General features: G+C 64.2%; 17 protein-coding genes. 10 read left to right on the top strand and 7 right to left on the bottom strand.

Annotated features, from left to right (window positions below):
* Positions 1–355: 355 nt before the first annotated feature.
* The 3 genes from Pla123a_RS23610 to Pla123a_RS23620 are packed head-to-tail and all read right to left on the bottom strand — an operon-like array spanning position 356 to position 6813.
* The gene (locus Pla123a_RS23610; RefSeq protein WP_146591671.1) at positions 356–3331 is read right to left on the bottom strand and encodes an Ig-like domain-containing protein; all 2976 of its coding nucleotides are present in this window, start codon (positions 3329–3331) and stop codon (positions 356–358) included.
* A gap of 13 nt (positions 3332–3344) precedes the next feature.
* The gene (locus Pla123a_RS23615; protein ID WP_146591673.1) at positions 3345–6245 is read right to left on the bottom strand and encodes a serine/threonine-protein kinase; all 2901 of its coding nucleotides are present in this window, start codon (positions 6243–6245) and stop codon (positions 3345–3347) included.
* On the bottom strand, positions 6223–6813 hold the full coding sequence (locus Pla123a_RS23620) for an RNA polymerase sigma factor (protein ID WP_197528243.1): 591 nt from the start codon (positions 6811–6813) through the stop codon (positions 6223–6225). The genes Pla123a_RS23615 and Pla123a_RS23620 overlap by 23 nt, the downstream gene beginning before the upstream one ends.
* Positions 6814–7266: 453 nt before the next feature.
* Here Pla123a_RS23620 and Pla123a_RS23625 point away from each other — a divergent pair, with 453 nt between their 5' ends.
* From Pla123a_RS23625 to Pla123a_RS23670, 10 genes are all read left to right on the top strand, one after another.
* Positions 7267–8292: a sulfotransferase family protein gene (locus tag Pla123a_RS23625; protein WP_146591677.1), complete on the top strand. Its 1026-nt coding sequence runs from the start codon at positions 7267–7269 to the stop codon at positions 8290–8292.
* Positions 8293–8517: 225 nt separating this feature from the next.
* Entirely contained in the window at positions 8518–10212 is a 1695-nt protein-coding gene (locus Pla123a_RS23630; RefSeq protein ID WP_146591680.1) for a hypothetical protein, read from the top strand.
* Positions 10212–11057, top strand: coding sequence for a DUF1559 domain-containing protein (locus Pla123a_RS23635; protein WP_197528245.1), 846 nt, complete (start codon positions 10212–10214; stop codon positions 11055–11057). Before Pla123a_RS23630 ends, Pla123a_RS23635 begins: the two co-directional genes overlap by 1 nt.
* A 9-nt stretch (positions 11058–11066) precedes the next feature.
* Complete coding sequence (locus Pla123a_RS23640; protein WP_146591682.1) at positions 11067–11645, top strand: HEAT repeat domain-containing protein; 579 nt, start codon at positions 11067–11069, stop codon at positions 11643–11645.
* A gap of 66 nt (positions 11646–11711) precedes the next feature.
* Positions 11712–12986, top strand: a complete 1275-nt coding sequence (locus Pla123a_RS23645; RefSeq protein WP_146591684.1) for a glycosyltransferase family protein — start codon at positions 11712–11714, stop codon at positions 12984–12986.
* Positions 12983–14215, top strand: a complete 1233-nt coding sequence (locus tag Pla123a_RS23650; protein WP_146591686.1) for a glycosyltransferase family 4 protein — start codon at positions 12983–12985, stop codon at positions 14213–14215. Before Pla123a_RS23645 ends, Pla123a_RS23650 begins: the two co-directional genes overlap by 4 nt.
* The gene (locus Pla123a_RS23655) at positions 14215–15396 is read left to right on the top strand and encodes a glycosyltransferase family 4 protein (RefSeq protein WP_146591688.1); all 1182 of its coding nucleotides are present in this window, start codon (positions 14215–14217) and stop codon (positions 15394–15396) included. Before Pla123a_RS23650 ends, Pla123a_RS23655 begins: the two co-directional genes overlap by 1 nt.
* Positions 15397–15412: 16 nt before the next feature.
* Positions 15413–17257 carry an ABC transporter ATP-binding protein gene (locus tag Pla123a_RS23660; protein ID WP_146591690.1) on the top strand — a complete coding sequence of 615 codons (1845 nt, stop codon included), beginning with the start codon at positions 15413–15415 and terminating at the stop codon, positions 17255–17257.
* A gap of 141 nt (positions 17258–17398) precedes the next feature.
* On the top strand, positions 17399–19474 hold the full coding sequence (locus Pla123a_RS23665; protein ID WP_197528246.1) for a phosphotransferase: 2076 nt from the start codon (positions 17399–17401) through the stop codon (positions 19472–19474).
* Positions 19475–19849: 375 nt separating this feature from the next.
* Entirely contained in the window at positions 19850–20896 is a 1047-nt protein-coding gene (locus Pla123a_RS23670) for an integrase core domain-containing protein (RefSeq protein ID WP_231956614.1), read from the top strand.
* Between the two features lie 205 nt (positions 20897–21101).
* On the opposite strand, the gene thyX is transcribed toward Pla123a_RS23670, so the two are convergent.
* From thyX to Pla123a_RS25125, 4 genes are all read right to left on the bottom strand, one after another.
* Positions 21102–21995: an FAD-dependent thymidylate synthase gene (gene thyX, locus Pla123a_RS23675; RefSeq protein ID WP_146591696.1), complete on the bottom strand. Its 894-nt coding sequence runs from the start codon at positions 21993–21995 to the stop codon at positions 21102–21104.
* A complete protein-coding gene (locus Pla123a_RS23680) occupies positions 21992–22870 on the bottom strand; it encodes a hypothetical protein (protein WP_146591698.1) in 879 nt (292 codons plus the stop codon). The genes thyX and Pla123a_RS23680 overlap by 4 nt, the downstream gene beginning before the upstream one ends.
* A gap of 4 nt (positions 22871–22874) precedes the next feature.
* A complete protein-coding gene (locus Pla123a_RS23685) occupies positions 22875–24602 on the bottom strand; it encodes an ORC-CDC6 family AAA ATPase (protein WP_146591700.1) in 1728 nt (575 codons plus the stop codon).
* The coding region (locus tag Pla123a_RS25125) for a hypothetical protein (protein WP_231956615.1) at positions 24592–24982 on the bottom strand (391 nt) is incomplete at its 5' end. The genes Pla123a_RS23685 and Pla123a_RS25125, both read right to left, overlap by 11 nt.

Here is a 24982-nt window from a genome sequence, read left to right on the forward strand (position 1 = left end):
TTGGTCGTCGGTCAGCAGAATCCGCTTTTTTCCAATCTGCTCGCGTAAGACGCGGTTCTCCGTGCAGAGGTAGTCGATCGCTACGATCTGCTGCCGGTTGACCCAGCCGACCGCCCAGACGAAGGCGAGATGCCAGGGTTGCAGGGGCGTGGTCATCGGGCCTCCTTGCGAGTCGTGCCTGGGGACCCCAGATTACCCGATTCCGGACCCAGTATCTCGGCCGAGATTGATGGACTCTCCCGCCAAAAGAGACTGCAAATCAAGGCGATTCGCGTCGGCTGAGTTTTTGGACCATACGCGTTCCCGACCTTGAATCAACGGGCTGGCTCGTTGGACAACCTTCTTGAACAGGACGCTACCCCGCGACTTCGATCTCCGCCCGCCGATGCCGAGAACTATTGCCCAATAGAGTCGTGGGTCGCGTGCTGACCGTCTTCATACGGTCGGCGTCAGATTTCGGACCATCGTTTCCCTCAGAATCGTTGACACTCTGAGGGGCAGTGAGAAGTCGACGCCTCGATGGGAGGCTGACCTGCGAAAGAGCCAAGTCGTGGGCGTCGGACCTCCGTGAATCTGATGAATACGTAGACCGTGACAAGATCGCTTGGGCCCGTCCACCGGATGTGCTCCGAATCGCGGCGAACTCTGCAAGCGTCATAGCCGGCTGGCTTGACAGAGACAAGGGAAGTGTAGTCGAAGGGTCTCCTACAATCGTCCCGCGCGCCAACGCTGCCGCGGGCAAAGCAACTGGGGCGGCTGCGGCCACTATGGCGTCGCGCAAGAGGGCGTAGTCTCCGGCGTCGACTACCATGTTCTTATTGCCATCCGCGAGCAGTTCCGTAGCGGATCCGTAGGCAGTTTTCCAGGTCAGTAGGTCGTTGCTATCAACCAATCCGTCGCCGTTGTAGTCGCCGGTAATCCCCGACCCGACCACCAGGTAGACAGTCGCCGGGGAGGAGTTCTGCACGAAGTCGTTCGCGAAGTATCTAAAACTGTCGGTCCCGGCAAAGCCCGGATCGGGCGTGTACGTGATGGCCCCGTTCGGGGCGAGCTGCAGCTGGCCGTGTGTGGTGGAGGTCTCGAGCACGGCGACCACGTCGCCGCCCTCGGGGTCGATGTCGTTGGTGAGCACGTTTGCATCGACGCCGATCGGCGAGTTGGTCTGGACGTCGAAGCGGTCGCCCTGGGCGAGGACCGGCCCGTTCGCGCCGACCTGGTCCCAGACCCAGCTCCACCAGTCGGACAGCAGCGTCACGACGAGCTGCTGCAGGTCCGTTTCCGGTGGCGGCTCGGTCTGGCTCGCGACAAAGTCCTCCCACAGGTACGGGTCGGCCGACAGGAAATCACCGGGGTAGCAGAAAAAGCCGGCCAGCTCGGGGTCGGGGCAGGCAAACGGGTGGGCGTTCGGGTCGTCGGGGTCGCCGGCGAACGGGTCCGAGAACGCGGCGCCCGCCAGCCGGTAGGTGACCGGCGTGGAGAGCGGCTCGTAGAGCGAGACCGTGTTGAAGTCGGCGGTGTACTCGCCCGGCGGCAGCAGCACAGCAAGCTGAGAACGCGTGGTCCCCGCGGGGCCGGCGATCCGGTAGACCGCCTCGCCGTCGGAGGTCCGGATCGTGGCGACGACCGCGCTCAGCGGGGCGCCACCGGTGGACTCGAGGAGGAAGTGGAACAGCTGTGGCTCGGCCACGTAGAAGGTGTGGGTCACGCCGAAGTCGGTCGGGGCGAGGGTCCCCTCGGCAAACGTCGGCAGCGACAGCGAGGCGTCCTGGAACGAGGCGGTCAGCTCGTAGTTGCCGGTGTTGAAGAAGCCGTCGGGGTCGTCGGCCTGGATGCCGATGTAGTAGTCCTCCGACGGCAGCACGCCGCTCACCTGCAGCACGAGCTGGCCCGATCCGTTCATCAGCAGTTCGGTTGGCAGGAGATTGCCGTCGTGGTTGTTGACCGTAACCCTGGGGACGAGTCCGCCGGCCTCCAGCGAGCGGACAGCGACGGTCAGCGTGCCGGTCGGACCGGCAAAGACCTCAGGGCTGTCGACCTCGAAGAAGTCGACGTCGTCGGCCGTGGTGATGGCGCCCTGGATGGAGTAGCGGGCGCCGACCGCGAAGTCGGCGTCGAGCTCCAGCACCGCCGCGCCGCCGAAGGTGTTGTTCTCGTGGTCTTCCTGCTCGAAGAAGTCGTCCTCGTCGGGCTCGAGCACCTTGGAGATCTGTTTGGGAGTGAGCTTGCGGAGCGAACCGTCCGCGTACCGCTCGATGAGCGCGTCGGGGACCTCGTTGAGGTCATCGAAGGTGGTGGTGAGCGAGTAACCGCCGCGTTCGTAGTCGGCTCCGGCGGCCGCCTTGACCTCGATATAGTAATCGCGGCCGTCGACCGAGGTCGGCAGCGTGATTGTGAGCGTGTCGCCGCCCATGCTGGTCGACGCGGCGGTGGCGATGGGCTGTTGGCTATCGTCGTAGATCGTGACCTCGGGCGTCAGCAGGCTGATGCCCGCGGTGCGGACCTCGAACGTCAGCGGCCCGGTGTAGTTGTCCAGGTTCGGCAGCCGGAAGAAGTCGACGTCGGCGGCGGAGCTGATGTCGGCGTAGAGGATCGACGGGACCTTGCCGGCGTCGGTTGGCGGGGTGTCCTCGATCGCGATCCGCGACGCCGAGGTGATGACGTTGTTGTCGGGGTTGTTGCGGTTGTCGAGCGTCTCGTACAGGTCGGCGGAACGGACGCCGTAAAGGTCCTGCAGGTTTGCGACGTCGGTCGTCGTGGGCTGGGTGGCGGTCGGGATAGGCCCGGGGTGGAGCGGCGAGTTCGGGTCCGCGCTGTCCTCGAGCCCGAACACGTTGCCCGCCTCGTGCAGGGCGATCGCGTAGATGTCGTCGACGCTGGTAAAGTTGAACTGGGTGTTGAACAGGACATCGCCCAACCAAGAGCCGCCAACCACGCCGTCCATCGGCACCGAGACCGCGCCGATCGAGGGGTCCAGCAAGACTGCGCCGACGCGGATGTCGCCGAAGCGGGGGTCGCCCAGCGAGGCGCCGGGCGAGCCAAACGCCTGGCCGCCGTCGTCGCAGAGGCCGATGTCGGCGTTCGTGTGCACGGCCCACGACTGGAAGGCAGACAGGATGGCCTGCTTCCAGGTCGCCTCGGGGGCGATCGCGTTGAAGGCGGCGTGCAGCGCGCTCGACTGCCCGGCGGCGTCGACCCCGTCGGCCACGAAGCTGAGGGAAAGGTACGCGTCGTTCGCCAGCGTCAGCCCGTCGCCGTCGAGCAGCTCCCTGCGTTCGAGAGGCTCGAACTGCAAGGGCAGGCGGTTCTTGGAATTGTAGAGTCGGTGTCTCATGAACGCGAAGCAGTTAAAGTTGTTTAGGTCCCGGCGGGCCGGCGGCGGTCTCGGCGGCGGGCGCGGAAGGTTTGGGCATCGACAAGCGGAGGCTTGCGCCGATCAGCTCCCGGTAGGCCGGCAGGCGACGCAGCGCCGCCAGGTCGGGGTCTTTGGCGGCGCGGAGCCCCAGACGCGGCTCCTTGGCGAACGCAGCCTGCAGCCAGTCAACCGCCTTCGCGGCGTCCGAGTCGACGCTCGCCGAGGTCAGCGAGTAGACGCAGGCCTGCTGCAGAGCGTCGATCGGGGTCGCCTGCTCGGGCGCGAGCTCGGGCAGGGCGGCGAGGGCGGCCGCCCGGTCGCCGGCCCGGGCGTGGAGCACGGCGAGCGAGAGCTTGGCGGTCGGGTCATGGGGGCGGAGCTGGGCGAGCCGTTGGGCGTGCCGCATCGCGTCGGCCGGGCGGTCCAGCCGGTCGGCGAGCACGAAGATCAGGTTCTTGTGCAAGCTCACCGAGTTCGGGAACAATGCCGCGCCACGCTGCAGCTGTTCGGCGGCCTGCTCGGGATCGGTGGTCGCCAGGGCCATGCCGCGGGCGGACCAGCCGAGGTCGTCGCGTGGCTCGAGGGTGAGGCCCCGCTCAACGTCGGACTTGGTGCCCTGGGCGTTGCCGAGCGACCTGCGGAGATCGGCCCGCAGCAGCCACGCGCGGCAGTCGGAGTTGTCGATCTCCAGGGCGCGGGTGGCGTCCTGTTCGGCGGACTCGAACTGGCCAATCCCGCGGGAGGCGACCGCCCGATTGAGCAGCACACACGCGGTCTGCGGCGAGCGCGACAGTGCAGCGGAGAAGTCATCGACGGCCAAGGACTGGCGGCCCGCCTGCACGCGGGCGAGGCCGCGGTTGTAGTAGCCGGCCATCGCATCCGGCTGCAAGGCGATCAGCGCCGTGTAGGCCGAGTCGGCGTCGTTCAGTCTGCCGGTGGCGGCCAGCGCGTTGCCGAGCAGCAGCCACCGAACCGGGTCGGAGGCGTACGCCGCGTCGACCTCGGTCAGCAGACGGATCGCGCCTGCGTAATCACGGGACGTCATCAAAGCCGCGGCGGCCGCGATCGGGTCGGAAGAACCCAGGCTAGGTTGCAGTCCAAGAGGCGCGACGGCGCCGCTGTCGCCGTGCTGCCGGCGGTCGAGTTCTGCGAGCAGGTGGCTGAGGTTTTGCGTCTCCCGTGCGACCGCAGCGGCCTGCTCGGCGGTGAGCAGCCCGAGCCGCGTCGCGTGGGGCGGGGCGAACCGCGCCAGCGCCAGCTCGGCGGCGGCCGAACCCCGCGACCAGATCTCTGGCTCGCTGCCGGGCGTGTGCAGCATCAGCCGGGCGGCGAGGGCGTCGTTGTCGAAGGCGTCGAACTCACGCTGGGCCTCGACGCGTTCCAAGCGGTGGCTCCGGTTCAAGGCAATGCCGCTGACGGCGGCGATGCCGGCCGCCAGGGCGAGCATGCCGGCCCAACGCAGCGTGGTGCGGTTTCGGCGGCCCCACTTTGCCAGCCGCTGTCGGCTGGCCGGCTCGCCGGTGTGGCGGAGCGGCAGGTCGTCGAGATGGCGGGCGAGGTCGTCGGCGAGCTCGGCGGCCTGGTAGCGGTCGGCGGGGTCCGCGGCGAGCGACTTCCGCAGCAACGCCCGCACCGTGGGCGACAGCGCATCCGCGGCCGGACTTTCGAGCGAGAACCGGCGGCGCTCCTCCGCGAGCGTCTCGAGGTTGAGGGCGGCGGGTTCTGGTGCTTTGGCGCCGGGGCCGAGGGTCCCGGGCGGGAACGGCGCCTTGCCGGTGACCAGCTGGTAGAGCAGCACGCCAAGCGAGTAGACGTCGCTGGCGGGACGAACGGCCTGGCCGCGGCTGAGCGCGTCCAGGTGTTCGGGCGCCAGGTAGGGCAGGGTGCCGCCCACGACGAGCGTCTGCGTGTCGGCCGCCGTGCTGTCCGACGCCAGGTTGAAGTCGAGCAGCCGCGCGACGCCGTCGTCGCCCAGCAGGATGTTGGCCGGCTTGATGTCGGAATGGACGATGCCGCGGGCGTGGGCGTGGGCCAGACCGTCGGCGAGCTGGCGGACGATCTCGAGGGCGGCTCGTTCGGCGGTGGGCTGCGACCGGCGTTCGGCCTTCTCGGCTCGGCGGAGCGAACGTGGTTTGGCTCCGGGCTTGGGCGCCTTGATGGTCTCGTCGAGGCGTTTGGCGAGCGTCGAGGCGAGATCGCCGCGGGCGCCGGCCCCGGTGAACGCCGCCAGCGTCTGGCGGCCGAGGTACGGCATGCAGATACCGAGCCAACCCTCGTGCGTGTGCATCGAGTAGATCGGCGTGATATTCGTGTGGTGGAGCTTGGCGAGTCGCTGCGCCTCGACCGACCGCTTGGGCGTAATCTTCAGCACGACCTCGCGGGAAGAAAGCTCGTGCTGGCGCGAGACGAACACCGCGCCGAAGGCGCCACGGCCGAGCAACTCGACCAGCTCGAACCCGGCGAACTGGTCACCGACCTGCGGTTCCTCGGGCCGCGACGTCGCGGCGTCCGGCACGGACCCGCTGGGCCAGTGGGCGGCGTCGATCGAGTACTCCGCCGCGACCTGCTCGGGCCTCAGCTGCTCGCCCGATCGCTTCCGCAGGCGGTACTCCTCGAAGGCCGCCGGCGCGAGCACGCTCGGGGTGGCGAACATCGCCGGCACGACCGCCTGGTAGTCGCGGAGTCGGGCGGGCTCGCCACGCAGCGTGCGTCGCTCGAGGTCGACCCGGACCATCTCGGTGACGATCTCGGCGAACGCGGGGTGGTCCGCCGCGGGCAGGTAGGCGGCGAGCGCGTCGGGGCCGACCGCGTGCGCATCGCTCTCGAACGCCTCGACGTAGAGGTCGAGGTCGTCGCCGGCCGGCTCGTGATCAGTGGGCGTTAGTGGCTTCATCAATCAGCCCCCGCAGACGGGTTCGGAAGGTCTGCAAGACTCGCTCGATGGTTCGTTCGGTTCGCTGGGTCGTGGCCGCGATCTCGCTCTGCTTGTAGCCCTCGATCCGCAGCCGCACGATCTGGCGGTGGATCGGCGGCAGCGACGCGGTCACTTCGTCAATCACTTCTTCCAGGGAGGCGATCGCCAGGTCGGGATTTTCCAAGCCGGGAAGCAGGTTCATCTGCGAGGTCTCGGCCTGTTGGGTCGACCCGACGTTCCGCCGTTGGGCGCGGTGGTAGGCGGCCAGCTTGCGGATCTTGTTTAGTCCCAACACCAGCAGCAGTCGCCACAGCTCCTCGCCGTCAGGCAGGTCGTACTCGCCGCCCTGCACGCGACGGAAAAAGGTGCGGAAAACCGACTGAACGACGTCGTCCGAATCGAACCGCGTCGCCAGATCGCTTCCCGTGTTGCGGTCTGCCAAACGCTGCAGCTTCAACGCGTACCGAGAGTACAGGGCCGTCGCAGCGTCCTCTTCGCCCGCGCGGAACCGCCGGATCAATGAGCCGTCGGAGCGGTTAGCGGGCATAGGTTCTGGCTTGGGTTGTTGGGAATAGACGTTGTGCCGACTAGCTCCAACGTAAGAAGAGCCCCGTTGGTCACGCCCTGCCGACATGGATTCTTGGAGAATCCGCAATTTGTTGATGGCGCCCGGCTTACCCGCCAATTTTAGTCAGCCGACCCAGGAACTGTCACCTCAATGGCGCCTGAAGCGGCGGGGCCTGCGATTGCCTGGCCATCGGCGGGACGGCGGCGGAGCCGACGTCCATGGCACGTGAATCCCGCAACCGATTTCGAGAATTCAAGCGTCGGATTCTGCCGCTCGTTCCGGCTCCTCTCGTTGGCGAGCGGTGCACGGTGGGCAAGTCCCCGCGGGTGCGGCCTGCCGAATCGCGTGAGGGGGGCGCCGTGTTGTCCCGTGCGGCGACGCAGAAAACGCTTCGCCTAATCATCGTCTTTCCAGCGAGCTGCGAGAATTCCTATGCGGGCAGTGACTTCTGTCGACCCTTGTAACCACGCGACTGGGCAGTCGTCCCAGGAGCTTAGCCCCGCAGTGTTCGTCACGGGCTGTCCACGCTCAGGCACCACCCTGTTGCAGCGGATGCTCAATGCCCACCCGCTGCTTGCAATCTCGAATGACACGCACTTTATACCCCGGGCGTTGGAGAAGGCAGGCGATGATGTCGAGGCCGCGGTGGCCAAGCATGGCGATGTCCCGCTGACGGACGAGTTGGTGCGGCACGCCCGCGAGTATCATCGCATCTATAGGTTGAGGCTGACTGCCGACCAGTTTGACGCCGCCGCGGCGGTTGCGTCGACCTACCGCGAACTCGTGTGCGGGCTCTACGCCGCGTTCGCTGAGAACGAAGGGAAGCAGCTGGCCGGCGAAAAAACCCCGGACTACGTTCGCTGCCTGCCGCTGCTCCACCAATTGTTCCCGTGGTGCAAGTCGATCCACATCGTCCGCGACGGGCGTGACACCGCTATGTCGCTGCGCGAGTGGGCCCGCGACGAACGTGGCCCGGCTAGGTTCGATTTGTGGGCCGAGAATCCTCAGGCGGTCGCCGCGCTGTGGTGGCGGTGGCAGGTGCGGCACGCCATCGCCGCCGAGGAACTGCTCGGTCCGGAGAGGCACCTGACGGTGGTCTACGAGCGGCTGATCACCGACGCCGAGTCGGAGCTGCAGCGGATCAGCGAGTTCCTGGGGCTGCCGCACTCGTTGCAGATGGCGGCGTTTCATCGGGGTAAGACCCGCCCCAACGCGAACCTCTCGGCGAAGCAAGCCTGGCTTCCGGCGACCTCAGGGCTCCGCGACTGGCGGAATCAGATGAGCGAAGAACAGCAGCAGCTGTTCGAGGCCCTCGCCGGGGACGCGCTGCGTGGCTTCGGCTATGAAACCCGCTTCGAACGCGTCCCCGCCGCGATTCAGAGCGAGGCAGACGCGTTGCGGGAAGGCTGGAAGGTGTCGCTCGCGAAGCGACACCCCGCCGACCGCATCGACCAGTAGGGCGGCGGTATCCCAATCCTCTCAGCACGGCAGCGCCGCGCGCCCGTGGCCCGCAGGGGCATCGTGGGCGGTCTGCCGGGTGACCGGCTCTTGGGGCGTCAGGGCGATATTCCCGACTTCCCAGGATTTCTTTGTCGGGTTTGGTCGGCTTAACAGACTCTTCACATTACTCACCTGCTCCATCCGTGTGGTTACGCAACTTCTATGGCAGAGAACTTCGCAAAAATGAAATCGCTTCGAGGCCGCCCTGGCTGGCGGCTGGCTTACGCCGCGCCGGTGCTGGCGTTGCTGTTCTCCTCGCCCGCACGGGGTCAGGTGTCTTGGGCCAACCCCGGGGCAGGGGATTGGTCCAACGGACTCAATTGGAGCTCCGGCGTGACTCCCGGAACTCAGGACGCCGCTTTGGTGGCCAATGGTGGGCATGCGCAGGCCAACGCTAGCGCGGTCGTCGCGGTGAACCGACTGGAAGTTGGCCGCAACGACGGCAGCGGGGCGTTCACCTCCAACGGCGCCGCGGTCGAGATCGACTCGGCGTTCGACGTCGGCGAGGTCACGGGCGCCGCGGCCACTGGCGGACTCAGTGTTTCGAACTCTGGGACGGTTGTCATCCAAGACTCCGCTTTGCTGGAGGTCGGCGTCAACAACGGCGGCGGCGACTTTGATATCGGGCAGACCGGGGCGACCCTCGGCGGGACCGCGTTGAGCATGGCGAGCGTCTCGCTCGTGCGTCACGGCCTGGTCGACATCGCCACCAACCTCGAGGTAGCCCCGGCGTCGGCCGATGCGACCTCGACCTCGACGGCCAATGGTCAGTTTCTGGTGGAAGCCGCCGAGTCGATCAGCATCGCCGCCGAGCTAAATGTTGGTACCGTGAACGGATCCGGCAGGACTTCGTCGACGGCTCTCGCGAGTTTCCAGTCGGTTGGTTCGATGGTGGTAGGCGCCGCGGCGAACATCGGAGTGGCGAAGGGGACCTCGCAGCTCGGCAACTCGGCCGACGCCACACTGACGATCCACTCCTCAAGCGTCCAGATCGGCTTCGCCGAACCGCTCGCCCTTGAAGACTTGAACATCGGCGACGTCTCGACCGTGGGCTCGGGCGTGCTGCACGGTAAGGGGCTGGTACAACTCAATGATTCCCAGCTGACGGTAGGCAACCGGATTGACGTCGCGCGGCTGACCGGTGGCGCGGCCGCCAGCACGACCGACGGTCGCCTCGAGGCGGTCGGCAGCCTTGTGATCGCCGACGATCTTACTGTGGCCGAAGTCGGCGCTGGCGTGCTGGGCACGGCGACCGGCGTGGTCGACCTTTCGAAGTCGCTTGTCGACCTTGGTTCGACGCTCCGGCTAGGTGAGGGATCGACCCTCGAGATCGCCCTCTCTGGCGTCAGCCGTGCCGATGGCAGCGGCGGCCTGCAGTACGCCGCGATCGACGCGGGGTTATTGGCCGACCTGGCTGGCTCGCTGCGGGTGACACTGGCCGACGGGTTCCTGCCGTCGGTGGGGCAGAGCTTTCTGCTGATCGGCACGCCTACTGTGACCGGCGACTTCAGCGGCGTCGAGCTGCCGGATCTGATTAACCTTGGCATGGATTGGACGACGACCATCGGCCCGACCGGGTACAGCGTATCGGTGGTGGGGGCTGCCCTCCCTGGCGACTACAACGGCGACGGCCTCGTCGACGGGGCCGACTACTCGGTGTGGCGTGACAGCAACGGGTCGACACTCAATCTCGCAGCGGACGGGGACGGCGACCTGGTCGTCGACGCCGCCGACTACCAGGTCTGGCGGAGCCATTACGGGCGGGGCTCGCTTACGTCCCCGGCAGCCGTGGGCACTGCGGCGCCAGAGCCTTCGGCGTTGGCCGTTGTGATCGCCGCGGCCGCTCTCCAATGTTTCGTGCGCCGGAAGGAGCAGTAATGAACACGCTACGTCGAGGATTCACGCTGGTTGAACTGCTGGTCGTGATCGCAATCATTGGTGTGCTGATCGCGCTGCTGCTGCCGGCGGTGCAGGCCGCCCGCGAGTCGGCCCGCCGCTCGCAGTGCATTAACAACCTCAAGCAGATTGGCCTGGCCTTTCATAACCACGAGTCTTCCCACAACGTGCTGCCGAGCGGCGGTTGGGAGTGGGACTCGCCCCCAACCTACGAGGGCGGCGTCGCCGCGACGGGCAAGGAGCAGCGGGCCGGATGGGGCTTCCAAATCCTGCCCTACGTCGAGGGGCAGTCGATCGTCGACGCCGGGCCGGTAGCGGCTGTCGGCGCCACGCTGCCGGTCTTCTTCTGCGCGTCGCGGCGGTCGCCACAGTCTTTCCAGCGGGAAGACAAGTTCGACCCGCCACTGACCGGCGGCATGATCCGTTACGGGATGACCGACTACGCGGCCAGCAACCGCGAGCAGTTGGGCGTCGTGCGGCGCTACGACCCGCTGCGGATGGCGAAGATTGTTGACGGGACATCGCACTCTTTGCTGGCGTCTGAGAAGCGGATGAACGTCGCTCGGCTTGGAGAGCCCCAAGACGACGACAACGAGGGGTACACGGTTGGCTGGAACGAGGACACTATCCGCAAGACCAGCGACCCGCCCGAGCCCGACCACGTTGAGCGGGGCGACGATGGCGAGAAGCTGTTCGGATCCTCGCACACTGGCGGCGTCAACGCCGTGATGGCGGACGGCTCGGTCCAGTGGGTTGGCTACGACATCGACGGCAAGGTGTTCCATGCTATGGGCAACATCGCCGACGACAAGATTGCGAGAGAATAGGAGTTGTTGATGAAACGCCATGCACAAAACCTGTGGGCTCTGGGCCGGGTCTTCACCCTGGCCTCGTGCCTCCTGTCGGTCGGCTGCAACGATTCGCCGGTCGACAAGCTGGTCCACGACGTGACCAGCGACGACCCCGAAGACCGGCACGACGCGCTGAAGGGTCTGGAGGACTACGCCGATCAGGCCGCGGACGCCTTGCCGGCCATCGTCGAGTCGCTCAGCCACGAGGACGCCAAGGTTCGCTACCGCAGCGCCAAGCTGCTCAGCAAGATGGAGGCCGACGCCGCGCCGGCCATCGATGCGATGGTCGCGGCCTATCCGACCGCCGACGCCGAGACCCGCTACTACCTGCTCAAGGCGTTCGGCAACATCGACGAGGCCGCCGCGCTGGCCACGCCGCTGCTTGCCGCGACCCTTAAGAGCAGCGACTCGAAGCACCGCTACTACGCCGCGAAGGCGCTCGCCAAGATCGGTCCGGGCGCCGTCGAGGCCGAGCCCGCGCTGCGACTGGCCGCCCGGGACCGCGACGAGAAGGTGAGCCGCGCCGCCCAGGACGCGCTGGCGAGTTTGTCCGCGAACCGCTGAGTCAGAGCGTTGAAAGGAACCACCGTGTTGACCTGCAAGCCATCCACTACGCCCCCACTCGGCGCCATGAGCACCACCCGACGCACCGACCACCGCCACCCACCGGCTACGCCGGGCCGAGGGGGGCTGCGGGTAGCGCTCTACTCGCACGACACCGTCGGGCTCGGGCACCTACGACGCAACCTGACGATCGCCGACTGCCTGGCTTCGTCGGGCATCGGCTCGAGCAACCTGCTCATCGCCGGCGCCCACGAGGCCAACTTCTTCCGGCTGCCGGAACGTTCGGACCTGATGACGCTGCCGCGCTGGCGGAAGAACTCTCTGGGTGAGTACGACTCTGGGAAGCTCGCGCTGTCCCAGCACGAGCTCGGCCGCTTGCGGGCGGCGTCGATCCGGTCGGCGCTCGAGGTCTTTGAGCCGGACGTGCTGATCGTCGACAAGGTGCCCCGCGGCACCTCGGGCGAGCTTACCGCCGCGCTCGACATGCTCAAACGCCGGTCTCGATGCAAGGTGGTGCTCGGCATCCGAGACGTGCTCGACGACCCGGCGATGGTTTCGCGGGACTGGCTCACAGCGGAGAACGTGCGGGCCATCGACCGCTACTTCGATTCCGTCTGGGTCTACGGTGACCCCAACGTGTACGACGTCCGGCACGAATACCAGCTGCCGCGTTCGCTCGCGGAGAAGATCGTGTACACCGGCTACATCGACCGTCGTCGCCAGGTGGATCAGGCAGACCGCGCGACCGCGGAGTGGCTCGACAAGGCCGCCGACGGCAAGCGGCTGGTCGCCTGCATGGTGGGCGGCGGCGAGGACGGCGGGCCGCTCGCGAGGGCGTTCGCGGAGTCGGACTTCGGTGCGGACACCGCCGGCGTGCTGGTGACCGGCCCGTTCATGTCGAACGAAGAGAAGCTTGCGTTGATGGCGATTGGCGAGCAGCGGGACGACCTCCACGTTGTCGGGTTCTTGGCAGAGGCCGACCTGCTCGTCGAGCGGGCCGACCTGGTAGTCGCGATGGGCGGCTACAACACCGTCTGCTCGCTGATCGCCCGCAAGAAGCGGGCGTTGATCGCCCCGCGGGTTGTCCCCCGGCACGAGCAGCTGATCCGGGCCGAGCGGTTGGCGGGGCTGGGCCTGGTCGACTACCTCCACCCCCGCGACGTCAATCCGGTCAGCCTCAGCCGGTGGATCAACGCCCCGGCCGCGCGACGCCCGGTGGGCGAAGTCAACATGGACGGCCTGGACAACATCGGGCGGCTGATCACCGGGCTAGCGGGCCGCGGCGCCCCCACCCCGTTTAACGGAGTCCCGCCCCACTCATCGCAGGGGCAAACCACATGAACTCAACCACACGCATCGCTTACGTGCTGAAACGCTACCCGCGTTTCTCCGAAACGTTTGTCGTCAACGAGATCCTCACCCATGAGGCGGCGGGCGTCGAGGTCGACATCTTCGCCCTCCGTCCGCCGCTGGATACCCGCTTCCAGCCCGAGATCGCGCTGGTGAAGGGGCCGGTCAGCTACCTCAGCAGCGGCGGGCTTCGCGCCTCGCACCTGTGGGACTGCCTGCGGCCGGTGCTGGAGAGTGGCGACACACGGGCGTTCGCCATCGCCGACGCGCTCGACGCCGAGGGGGACGAGGTCTACCAGGCGTTGCAGCTGGCCGAGTCAATCCGCCGGCGCGGCGTGACTCACATCCACGCCCACTTCGCCACCAGCGCGACGACAGTCGCGCGGCTAGCATCGCTGCTGACCGGCGTGCCGTACACGTTCACCGCCCACGCCAAGGACATCTTCCACGAGTACGTCGACGCTGGCGCCCTCGGTCAGAAGGTCCGCGACGCCGCACGGGTGATCACCGTAAGCGACTTCAACGTTACGCATCTCACCCAAACGCACCCTGAGCACGCGGAGAAGGTCACCCGGCTCTACAACGGCATCCGTCTGTCCAAGTACCCGTTCCGCGAAGCGGCCGAACGCGCGCCGCTGGTGCTTGCCGTAGGACGATTGGTTGAGAAAAAGGGCTTCGACGACCTGATCGCCGCCTGCGCTCGCATCCGGGACCAGGGCGTTATGTTCCGCTGTGAGATTATCGGAGACGGCGATCTGGGTGAGAAACTCGAGAAGCAGATCCGCCAATCGGACCTGCAGGACACCGTCACGCTGCTGGGGGCCCGCTCTACGGACGAGGTCGCGGCCCGGATGCGCGAGGCGGCCGCGTTCGTGATGCCGTGCATCACCGCTTCCACCGGCGACCGTGACGGCATGCCCACGGTGTTGCTCGAGGCGATGGCGACCGGCGCGCCGTGCATCGGAACCACTGTTACGGGCATCCCGGAACTGATCGAGCACGAGGTCACGGGCCTGCTCCACCCGGAGAGGCGTCCCGACTTGATCGCTGATTCCATTATCCGGCTGTTGACTGACGAAGCGCTCGGGCGCGAGCTGGCGGTGGCCGCACGCGAGCAGATCGAGCGTGAGTTCGACATCGAGAAGAACTCGGTCGTGCAGCGGGAGATCTTTCAGCAGACGTCAACCACCGCTTGGTCCGAACTTGCGGAGGCCGTCTGATGCGCGTCGCCTATGTCTGTGCCGATCCGGGGATCCCCGTGTTCGGTGCGAAGGGCTGCTCCCTGCACGTCCAGGAGATCCTCCGCGCGCTGACCGCTCGCGGTGACTCAGTAGACCTCTTTGCGGTCCGTGTTGGGGGAGATCCGCCTCCCGGACTGGAGTCGGTGACCACGCACTTGGTTCCGGTGGCGAGGAGCAGTTCGGCCGCCGAACGGGAGCAGTCGCTGGCGTCGGCGGGCGAGTCGCTCGCCGAGATGCTCGAACAGAACGGCCCCTTCGAGCTGGTTTACGAACGCCACGCGTTGTGGAGTGCGGCCGCGATGCAGTGGGCCGAGCGGCGCGGCGTCGCCTCGATCTTGGAGGTCAATGCGCCGCTGCTACAAGAGCAGGCCGAGCACCGCACATTGGTGGACGGCGAGTTGGCCCGGCAGACCGCAGCCTTGTCGGTGACGTCTGCTGGCGTGGTGGCGTGCGTCTCGGACCGAGTCACGGAGTACGCGCTAGATCTTGGCGCCGAACAAGGGGCGACGATGGTGGTCCCCAACGGCGTGCGGCCCGACCTGTTCGGCCAACGCCGCCCGAGGGCGAACGCGTCGTCCCCGTTTGCGGTCGGATTCGTCGGTTCGCTCCGCCCGTGGCACGCGGTGGACGACTTGTACCTGGCTTTCGGGATGATGCTCGACGCCCACCCGCTGGCGGACAGCCGGCTGTTGGTCGTTGGCGACGGGCCGCGTCGGGAGTCGCTGGAAGAGCTGATCGCCGCGCAGCCGCCGGAACGCCAGCACCGTTTCCAGCTTGGCGGCGCCGTGCCTCCTGCTGAGATCCCGGGTTGGTTATCGCGCTTTGACGTGGCGGTGGCGCCCTACGCGGCAGAGGGCGACTGCTATTTCTCGCCCCTCAAGCTGTTTGAGTACATGGCGGCCGGTCTGCCCATCGTGGCGGCCGACTGCGGGCAGATGAGCGAAGTCATCACCCACGGGCAGACGGGGCTACTGTACCAGCCCGGCAATCTGTGCGACCTGCGTGATCAGCTCTCTCTGCTCCGCGACGACCCGCTGCTCGCCGAGCAGATGGGCGCCGCCGCCCGTCAGGAGGCGGCCGGTCGACACAGTTGGAACCACAGACTAGACGCCATCCTCCACGCGGCGGGACTCGTCGGTGGGTGCACGGTAGTTGGATAACCGAGACCGATCAAAAATGGCGAAGCAAAAACCAATCCGCCACGCCCTCCCGGAGTTCGTGAGAGCGGCCAAGCACTTCCGCGGCGACCTCGCCCGCGAGAAGTGGCGGGCTGCGCAGGCGTTCTCCGCCCTGCTGATCGGCGTGCTCGCGCAGCTACTGGAGCCGTGGCCGCTAAAGTTCATTATCGACTCGGTGCTTACGCCCGGCGGCAAGGCCGACCCGCTGCCGTCGGTCTTTCAGGGCTCGCCGGTCGTCGCGTTGGCTGCGACGGGGGCGGCGTTCGTGGCGATCATTGGCGTGCGGGCCACGGCCAGCTACATCGAGTCGGTCGGGTTCGCGATGATCGGCAGCCGGATTGTCGCCCGGCTGCGGTCGCGGTTGTTCTGCCATCTGCAGGCGCTGCCGCTGGCGTTCCACAACAAGTCACGCCAGGGCGACCTGCTGGCGCGGGTCGTGGGCGACATCCGTCTGGTGCGCGACGTCGCGGTGACCGCGGTGCTGCCGTTGGTGGCGAGCGTTCTGGTGCTAGTCGGTATGGCGGGCGTGATGCTGTGGGTCAACTGGCGGCTTGGGCTGGTCGCTTTGGCGGTGCTCCCACTGTTCCTGCTCTCGACCGTCAAGACCGGCCGCAAGATCCACCACGCCGCGCGGAAGCAGCGACTGCACGAGGGCGCCATCGCCGCCAGCGCGGCCGAGGCCATCTCGTCGATGCAAGTGGTCAAGGCGCTGTCGCTGGAGTCCCGGTTCGAGGCGAGCTTCGCCGTCAACGAGAACCGCAGCGCATCCGACGAGGTCAAGACCCGCAAGCTCGCCGCGCGGCTCTCTCGCTCTACCGACCTGCTGATCGCGTTGTCGACCGCGATCGTGCTGGTCTACGGCGGCCGCCTGGTGCTCGCCGAGACCATGACGATTGGCGGGCTGGTCGTCTTCCTCACCTACATGAAGCGGGGGCTGCGGCCGCTGAAGGACTTCGCCAAGTACGCGGCGCGGCTGTCGAAGGCGTCGGCCGCCGCGCAGCGGATCTTCGAGCTGCTCGAGATGCAGCCGGACTCCGATGGCGAGGACGGCCGCGAGGAGGCGCCGCGATTCAAAGGAGCGATCGAATTCCGCGGCGTCGACTACAGCTACAGCCCGGACGCGCCGGTGCTCCAGCAGTTCTCCGCAACCATTGCCCCGGGCGAGTTTGTCGCGATCGTGGGCGAGTCAGGCGTCGGCAAGTCGACTCTACTGAGCCTGCTGCTGCGGTTCTACGAACCAGAGAGTGGCGAAGTGCTCATCGACTCAGCACCAGTGGACCTGTGGCAGCGGGCTTCGGTCCGGTCGCAGATGAGCATCGTGCTGCAGGATACAGTCTTATTCGCGGGCACGATCGCCGAGAACATCGCCTATGGCGCCGCCGATGTCTCTCAGGATATGGTCGAGGCCGCCGCCAAGTTGGCGCGGGCTCACGAGTTCACTAGCAAGTTTCCCGACGGGTATGAAACGATCGTGGGCGAACGCGGCGTAACCCTCTCGCACGGCCAACGCCAGCGGATCGCGATTGCTCGCGCCGCGGTCCGCGACGCGCCGATTTTGCTGCTGGACGAGCCGGCCACCGCGCTCGATCAGCAAAACAAAGCCCTGACGCGGGCTGGGCTAGCGAGTCTCGCAGCGGGTCGGACGACCCTTCTTGTCACGCACGACCTTAAGGACGCCGTGGACGCCGACCGGGTGCTGCTGATTAAAGATGGGCGGGTCGCCGAGGAGGGGACGCACGACGAGCTTGTGCAGAAGGGCGGATCGTATGCCGATCTCCACCGGGCACAGCGAGGTCACGCCGCCGATCGTTCCACGCAATCGGCGGGGGTGGCGGCCCCTTAGCCCATGGTCGCCGACGATCAACAACTTGTTGCCCGGGACGGCGCAATCCGCGGGCTCGAGCGAGTGCTGTCGCCTGCAGCGTTGGCAGCGGCCCTGCAGGGGCTTGGCGTTGCTCACGCCGACAAACGCCTAGTCGGATACTTGCGTTACAAGCCTGGGGCGAGCTGCCTCGCGTCGCTCAGCGTTGCTGACGCGGCCGGTCCGCCTGACGCCTACGCGATTGCTTTCGCCGACTCGCATGCAGAGAAGCTGGCTAACATCGTCGACCGGGCGGAGGTCGGACAGTGCGATATCGATCGGGAGTCCAACATCGTCGTGTGGCGGGCCCCTTTTGACCGCAGGTTGCCATCGCTGGCAAAGCTCGTCGACGTGGGTTCGGGTCTGCTCGGTCGGCTGCTGCCCGAGGCGTTTGACGACCGCCCGGTTCAGCTCGCCGGTTTGCGCTACAAGCCCGAGCGGAGATTTGTCGCGAGGATCGACCGCGGTGATTCTGCGGCGGCGGTCGTGAAGCTCTACAGCCAGCAGGGATACCAGACCGCCTGGCGGGCCTCCAAGTCGCTAGCAGGTCTTCCGACAGCGTCGCGTCAATGCCCTGTCGGCCACTCTAGCCGGCACGGAGCGATTGCTTACGACTGGGCGCCGGGCGTGGCGATTACCGATTGGCGGGCCGCGGCGGCCGATGCGGGTCCGGCCGTGGCGGCGCTGCACGGCGCCCGAGCCGGCAAGCTTCCAGAGCTGACGGCCGCAACGTTGATTGCTCGCCTGAAGCCTATCGCGGCGTCGCTCCGCTGGCTCGTCCCGCAGGCGGGCGACGCGATTGATGCCGCCGCCGCGCGTATCGCCGCGATGGTGGCCGAAGTTAAACCTCGCAGAGCTGTCCTGCACGGCGACCTGCACACCGAGCAGTTCCTCGCCGCTGAGCACGGAGTTAACCTCATCGACTTTGACCGCGCTTGCCTGGGCCCCCCAGAATGGGACCTCGCGAATCTGCGGACCGATCTCTGGGAACGCGTCCACGGCGCCGATGGCGACTCCGCCTGGAGCGCCTTCCTCGAAGCATACAGGCGTGTGGCGCCGGCCGATACTGAGGCGATCGCCGCGTTCTCCGCGGTCCGTCTGTTCGAGCAGGCGATTAACCCCTTCCGGCTCCGCCATGCTAGCTGGCAAGAGCAACTCGTCGCACGCGTCGCCGACGCGCGACGGATAGTTGAGCCCGGACGGACCTGCGGCGTTGTCAGCCCTCGCCAGCCCGTACCTGAGGACGAGCGACTCCCCTGGCTCGCCGAGGCCTGTGACCCGACCACGGTTTCTGACGCGGTCGCAGAACTGCTCCCCGGCCTGGCGATCGACGCGGCGAAGCTGGTGCGTCACAAGCCTGGCCGACGGGGCATCGTCTACTACCAGGCGGCGAGTGGCGCCGAGGGGCAGGCGTCACAGATCGTTGGCAAAACTGAACGCAAGCCCCGGCATCACCAGCGGCTCAAACTGCAGCGGCTGTTGTGGGAGGCGGACTTCCACGATCAGTCGGCCGACGGAGTTTCGGTCGCGCGTCCCATGGGGGGGCTGCCACAGTGGAACATGTGGCTGCAGTCGCACGTCGAAGGGCTGGGCGGCTGGGGTGCGCTCGACGGCGATGACGCGCCGGCCGCGGCGCGACACGCAGCCCGGGCGATCGCGAAGCTCCACGCGACTAGCCTGCTAGTCGACAAGAAGCACGGCTTCGCCGAGGAGGCAGAAATCCTCTCGGACCGCCTAGGCGAGGCGGCTTCCATGGCGCCCGAGTTGTCGCGTCGGATCCGCCGAGTTCGGGATCATTGCCTTGAGATGCTCGCTGCTCAGCCCGCCGCCAACTCCGTGCTGCTGCACCGAGACTTTTACCCCGACCAATTGATCTACGGCGAGGGACGCGTCACCCTCCTCGATCTGGACCTCGTCTGCCACGGGCCGGCGGCCATCGACGTCGGCAACTTTACGGGGCACCTCGTGGAGATGGCCATCCGCACGGGCAATCCAGCACGTTACGACGCCGTAGAATCTGCCTTCGTTGGCGAGTACCTGCAAACTGCCAATTCGGCTAGTCCCAAAGCGATTGAGGCGACCAAGCTCGCGACGCTCGCTCGCCATCTCTATATCAGTCAAACCCGAAAGCAACGCAGGCAATTCACTTCGGACATCCTGGCGAACTGCGAACGGATGATGGCCGACCGTGAGCGGTAGAATGTTCACGAGAGCGAAACTGGCTTCGTCCGGCGGGTAGGTGAGCGACGACCTCGAGGTTATGAGAGGCTTTTCCTAGGTCCGCTAAAACCCTACTAGGGCAGGTTATTTCGAATCTTACTACCCTCTTAAATCGTTTGCAAACGCGCGCAAATTGTCGCAAGCCCGTGCAACTCCTCGCACGATTGCGAATGGAAAAGAGGTAGCCGCGCGAGGCCGCGCTCGCGAGCAACGAGAGATGCTCGCCGGGTAGTTGATCTACGAAGCCAACTCGGGAGAATCAAAGCCAACACCAGGGGTTCGGAAAGTTTGTCACCCTGGTTTTCCCGCGACTTGTGCAGGGGTGGCTTTCTGATGTCAAGCTGGTACTCGCCGTTGTTCTTCTTGCTCGCAACGTCTACCGAAGCGCAGCTGCGCAAGCAGATCGAGTTTCTCAATGCGGAGAACGAGATACTGCGTAAGCACGTCCCGAAGCAACGCATCTTCCTCGATAACGAGGATCGCGAGCGGCTTCTGAAGTTGGGGGACGCGGTCGGCAAAGGAGTGCTCCAGCTGGTCAGCATCGTCAGCCCTCGAACCTACCAGAGGTGGCAACGGCGGGTAAGCCAAGGGGAGAAGCCGGCGAAGAAAATGGGGCGCAAGGGCACGTCAGAATCCGTTCGTGCGATCGTCGTGCGCTTGGCGAGAGAAACCGGGTGGGGGTATGGCCGTATCGTTGGTGAGTTGCGGAAGCTGCGCATCAAGTGCGTCGGCCGCACAACGGTACGGACAATCCTGAAGGAAGCGGGCATTCACCCAGGCCCAAAGCGGGGGAAGGGGACCTGGCACGAGTTCGTCAAAATCCACTCCGACACGCTTTGGCAAGCCGACTTCTTCTCCAAGACGGTCGTCACCAAAGCCGGCCTAAAGCAGGCCTTCGTGCTCGCTTTCCTGCACGTTGACTCAAGGCGGGTGATTTGCTCGCCGGCGACCTTCAAGCCGGACGACGATTGGGTGACCGCTCAAGCCGAAGCGATGCTCAAAGAGGCCGACAAGGCCGATCTCCCCGTCCGGTTCCTGGTTCGAGACAAGGACTTCAAGTACAGCAAGCGGTTCGACGCGGTATACGAGCAAGCCGATGTCGCCGTCGAGCCGACCGTGCCGCGAGCACCCAATCAGAACGCTTTCATTGAGCGGTGGATTGGGTCGATCAAGGGCGAATGCTTGGATCGTTTCATCGCCTTCGGCCTAGACCATCTCGACTATCTCGTCCGAGAGTATGCCCGCTACTACAACGAGCTACGCCCGCACCAAAGCAAAGACAACAAGCCACTGCTGGGCGTTTGGCAGGACTCCGAAGGTCCGCCAATCGAATCTAGCGAGCTCGTCTGCCGTGAGCGGCTTGGCGGCGTGCTGAAGCACTTCGAGCGGCCCGCTGCGTAGGTCAAATGGCGGGCGATTTGTCAGAATCTATATTATCACAACGTGATCTTGCTGCATCACTGCGCAGAAAATCCCTACGAGTTCTCAGCTGACCTGCTCTCGACAACTTGATACACGATTGACGAACGATTAACCGGGGAAAGCTTCTGGGGCAGATGCCAACACGTGCTCGGAGAGACGCTAAAATCGCCGCGTCCGAAGTACGCTAGAGCCAGGTGGGGGTAAGCCCGAGCGCGGCTGCCTTGATCTCGAACTCTGATCGCTCGCGATTGGGTTTCAAGCCGTCGCCGTCCTCCATTATCCAGCCGAACGACTTCGCCGCCTCTGTCGCGTCCGAAGCCTGTCCCGCCAGCAGGAGGTTGATCACCACCTGATCAAGACGACTCAAGTGCATTGCTTCGAGTCTATAGTCAACGAAGGCTTCCCATGCGATGGGCACCCACTTCGCAACGATCTCTCGTCCTATTACGCTCGCGTACGCGCGAATTTCGTGCTGAGCGTGGTCATCCATGCGCAATGCGAGGAAGTGAAAGAGATTGTGTAGATCGATCTTCCAGTATGCCTCCGTGTAGGTGGATAAAGGGAGATCTTTCCTTGCCTGCTCGCGCGCGACGCCAGCAGCAAGCCTTTCTTGGTAAACTTCCTCGGCTAGCTGATGTAGCTCAGCTTCCCGGCTGGACAGCAGCTTTCCACTATCCGTAGCGAGGCAGTCACCACTTCCCTGTTTATTTGAGCGAGACTGAACTCTCCAACTTTCGGCGGGGGTCTTCTGCTTGGCGTCGATCGCTTCAGAATAGCGTGTCGAGTACTCGTTTACATTCGCTGTGCGGTGCCGAATCCACTGACGCCACGCATCCATCGGTACGCGCACGTGAAGTTTAACTTCGCACATCTCAAATGGCGTAGAGTGCCTATTCCTCATCAGGTACCGAATAAGTCCTCGGTCTTCACTTACTCGCTTCGTTCCAGCACCGTAAGAAATACGCGCCGCTTGCACAATCGATGAATCATCACCCATCGTATCGACTAGCCGAACGAAACCGTCATCTAGTACTTTATGTAGATAACCACCAGGCATCGTTGAATGATCGGGGCTCATGTCTTCTCGCTAGATTCCAGGGTGGTTTCAATCGAATCGCCAATGCCGTGAGAGTAGGCGACGTTGAAATCCCCCGACGGAAGGTAAGTAAGACCGACTTCTTCCAGGTCCCAATGAATGTTGAATAAACTAATCGCTGACAACTTGGGGCCAAGCGATGCGCACACTACGTTATACGAGTCTTTGAGCGCATCAATTCTGGCTCGTAAAACCGATTCTCCAAAACCTGGTCCGTAAGCATCCAAATCAACAATCTCTACACCGTTTTGTGTTCCAAACTCCAATCTGTACTTCTCCATCCATTGAGCGTTCTGGGGGTCGACGCTGTCTCGCTGCAATGCCAGGCAAACAAAGGCTGGTTCGTAAAACTCAATCAGGTGCCTAACTCGGTCGAAATCATATCCGGCCGTAATCACCAATGCGGTCCGCTTTCCCATTGCAGAAATACCGGACATCTTGAAGACTAGCCGTGGTCGCCTAGGGTCGCGACTGAGCCAATCCCCATAGCCCTCAGGGCGGTGATAAACAACACTGACCTCTACGGAGCGCCGCTTCAGAAACCACAGGACTTGCCATATAACATCGCGAGGCATCGTTGAGATATCAACGATCGCTGGCTGGTCCTTATCGCCTATTGAGATTCGTAGGCTCTCATGCCATGATTTCGCAGGATCATCCGCGTAAAGCTGATACTCAGAGAACTGAATGCTGGCTCGGTCGCAACGTTCCTTCGCCTTGCGCCTGGTTTCGGCAGTTCTTGCCGCAAAAGCATCAACGAAGAATACGACCACGCTTTCTATCGGGTGCTTCTCGATGCTGCGTTCGAGGCCTGCAATGAAACGATCTTCCCAGCTAGCAACTGTGAACAATCTCATTCGTCTATTCTCCGAAGAGCTCCATCTGGGGTGAAGCCCCATCGCCTTCACTGAAAGGGAGATCCGCGCCCCTATCGGCTGATGCCCATAAGTCTGCCGCTTTCAATGAAACCCTGGCGTGCTGCCCATGTGGATCGAGTCCTCTCGCCGGCCACAGCAGGCGATTTGGGACGTAGTAGGTTTGACGCCTCCCCTTTTCCTTGGCGTTCCCGAGTCGCGTATAGAGAAGCTGCGACGCAATAAGAATCTGAAGGATCGCGTCAAGGTTTGTGCAATCGAAGTTTTTTCGCCCAGAGATTGCAAATGAATTTGCTGCAGGTTCAGATATGTCGCTTAGTAGTCGCTTGCGGAAGAGCACGGCAAGAGCGTCGAGCAACTGAAATGCACGCTTAGCGTTGTCGCTCGAACAGTCTTCAAACATCTTGTCGAGTTCGTGCTCGGCCATTTGCCATAATTGCTCACTCCGTTCGATGATCACTGCCGATTGAACCGATGGAGGGATTTCGCTGACCTCTGTTGCACCCCCTTCGTTTCGCGCGGAAACCGCTTTGTCAAACATCCAGTAGCATGGCAAGAGCAGGTTTCTCACGACTCCCGTCGAAAGAAATACAAGCGTGTCGAACCCTGAGTATTCTGGGCGGTTGGCCTTCGATGGCCGTGTCCGAAAAAAGTGTGGACGAGCGTACTTGTATACGTAATCTCCCACCTTCTTCGGCTCATTGCCAAATCTCTGAACAGCGTCTTCCCGAACCGCATCTTCGGACGCCTTAAGTCGTTCCGTCATTTCGCGGCTGATTGGGAAGAATGAATACGGATCGCTCTTAATGCCAGCAATCTCTAGCCGCTTCGAAACCAAGCGGCTTGCCATCTTTCCGAAATCCGCGCCAGGGTTCTGGAACGGCTGAACCATGTTAATCGTCGTATAGTCGTGGCCTTCGAGTATTGTTCCGCCGCCGGCAGTTGCCAGGCTGACATCAGCAAGGCTGGTTATCGCAATCTTCATGCTGAATAGAGAGTGATCTCGGTAGGCTACCCATGAGAATAGAGACCTGCGTTGCTGCTCATCGAGGTCTTGCGCATCGTCAATCATGAACCCGAAATGGGAGCTTTTGAACGTAGGTGAAGTGCGAAGCAGTCCCAAAAGAGGGACGATCAAGGTCGAGAATGAATAGGTCTCGTCAAAGAATGCATCGTCGATCTCGCGGCTATTGACTGCACGCTGCGCTTTCAAGTTCTGCCGGTCTAGTAGTCGCATAAGGCCGACGAACACGTTGTCGTCTGCTGGTACTTCGTCGTTAAGCAGGTACTCGAACTCCTCACGGAATCGACCCCGCTCATCTGCAAGCGACGCAGGACTTACGCACCGCAGGGTATCCGCCAAATGGTAGGCGAGAGAGATAACCAAATAGTGTTCAGAGATAGCTGCAGCTCGAGCCGGATCAAGAAGTTGCTGCTCTCGCTTGTGGTTCAGAGGCGTATTGCACGGGACATAGACACCTACAAAACCCAGGCTGGAATCAACGCCATTGCTAGCGGCACGCAAGCTCTGAACGGGATAGCTGCTGTATCGCAATGTCATCGACTTTCCGCAGCCTCGTTCCCCAACAAGGAACACGTTACGGGATGAGCTCACAAACCGGGAGAAGTTAAAGTCTTCGATGTAGTAGTCGAGGATCGTGCGTGGTTCGAGATCGTTCGCTCCAACGTACTCAAACGGGTTTTCAGGAGTCATGCTGATCCTCCACTGCCTTTAGTGCTTCTTCTACTCTGCTGAGAATTGATTCTGCTTCGCCGAAGCGTGTACGGCTGGCCGATGCCGCGCTATCAATATCCTCCCCCGGGACCACTAAGTCATCTAGTGAGAACTCGATGCTGTAACGCAGCCGCTCTCCGCGAAGTGCGAAGTTGACAGTTACCTCAGTTCGATTGAACGGCGCGAGTACGCGGCAATAGTACCGCGTATAACGCCTTTCCTGGTCGAGCTTGGCAATTCTGTAGCGAACAAAGCAAAGCAACTTTTCTAGTCGTGCTTGGCCTTGTCGAACAACCTCTTGCCTCTTCGCGTAGAAGCCCGTTGAACGGAGTTTCAACTTAACGGGACGGAGCGAACAT

The organism is Posidoniimonas polymericola, from assembly GCF_007859935.1.
GTDB lineage: Bacteria > Planctomycetota > Planctomycetia > Pirellulales > Lacipirellulaceae > Posidoniimonas > Posidoniimonas polymericola.

Bases quoted from the DNA above. Each gene is read 5' to 3' on its own strand.
- Pla123a_RS23625 (WP_146591677.1), top strand. From the start codon at position 7,267: ATGCGGGCAGTGACTTCTGTCGACCCTTGTAACCACGCGACTGGGCAG.
- Pla123a_RS23650 (WP_146591686.1), top strand. From the start codon at position 12,983: ATGAACTCAACCACACGCATCGCTTACGTGCTGAAACGCTACCCGCGT.
- Pla123a_RS23630 (WP_146591680.1), top strand. From the start codon at position 8,518: ATGAAATCGCTTCGAGGCCGCCCTGGCTGGCGGCTGGCTTACGCCGCG.
- Pla123a_RS23620 (WP_197528243.1), bottom strand. From the start codon at position 6,813: ATGCCCGCTAACCGCTCCGACGGCTCATTGATCCGGCGGTTCCGCGCG.
- Pla123a_RS23655 (WP_146591688.1), top strand. From the start codon at position 14,215: ATGCGCGTCGCCTATGTCTGTGCCGATCCGGGGATCCCCGTGTTCGGT.
- Pla123a_RS23645 (WP_146591684.1), top strand. From the start codon at position 11,712: ATGAGCACCACCCGACGCACCGACCACCGCCACCCACCGGCTACGCCG.
- Pla123a_RS23640 (WP_146591682.1), top strand. From the start codon at position 11,067: ATGAAACGCCATGCACAAAACCTGTGGGCTCTGGGCCGGGTCTTCACC.
- thyX (WP_146591696.1), bottom strand. From the start codon at position 21,995: ATGAGCCCCGATCATTCAACGATGCCTGGTGGTTATCTACATAAAGTA.
- Pla123a_RS23635 (WP_197528245.1), top strand. From the start codon at position 10,212: ATGAACACGCTACGTCGAGGATTCACGCTGGTTGAACTGCTGGTCGTG.
- Pla123a_RS23660 (WP_146591690.1), top strand. From the start codon at position 15,413: ATGGCGAAGCAAAAACCAATCCGCCACGCCCTCCCGGAGTTCGTGAGA.
- Pla123a_RS23685 (WP_146591700.1), bottom strand. From the start codon at position 24,602: ATGACTCCTGAAAACCCGTTTGAGTACGTTGGAGCGAACGATCTCGAA.
- Pla123a_RS23615 (WP_146591673.1), bottom strand. From the start codon at position 6,245: ATGAAGCCACTAACGCCCACTGATCACGAGCCGGCCGGCGACGACCTC.
- Pla123a_RS23610 (WP_146591671.1), bottom strand. From the start codon at position 3,331: ATGAGACACCGACTCTACAATTCCAAGAACCGCCTGCCCTTGCAGTTC.
- Pla123a_RS23680 (WP_146591698.1), bottom strand. From the start codon at position 22,870: ATGAGATTGTTCACAGTTGCTAGCTGGGAAGATCGTTTCATTGCAGGC.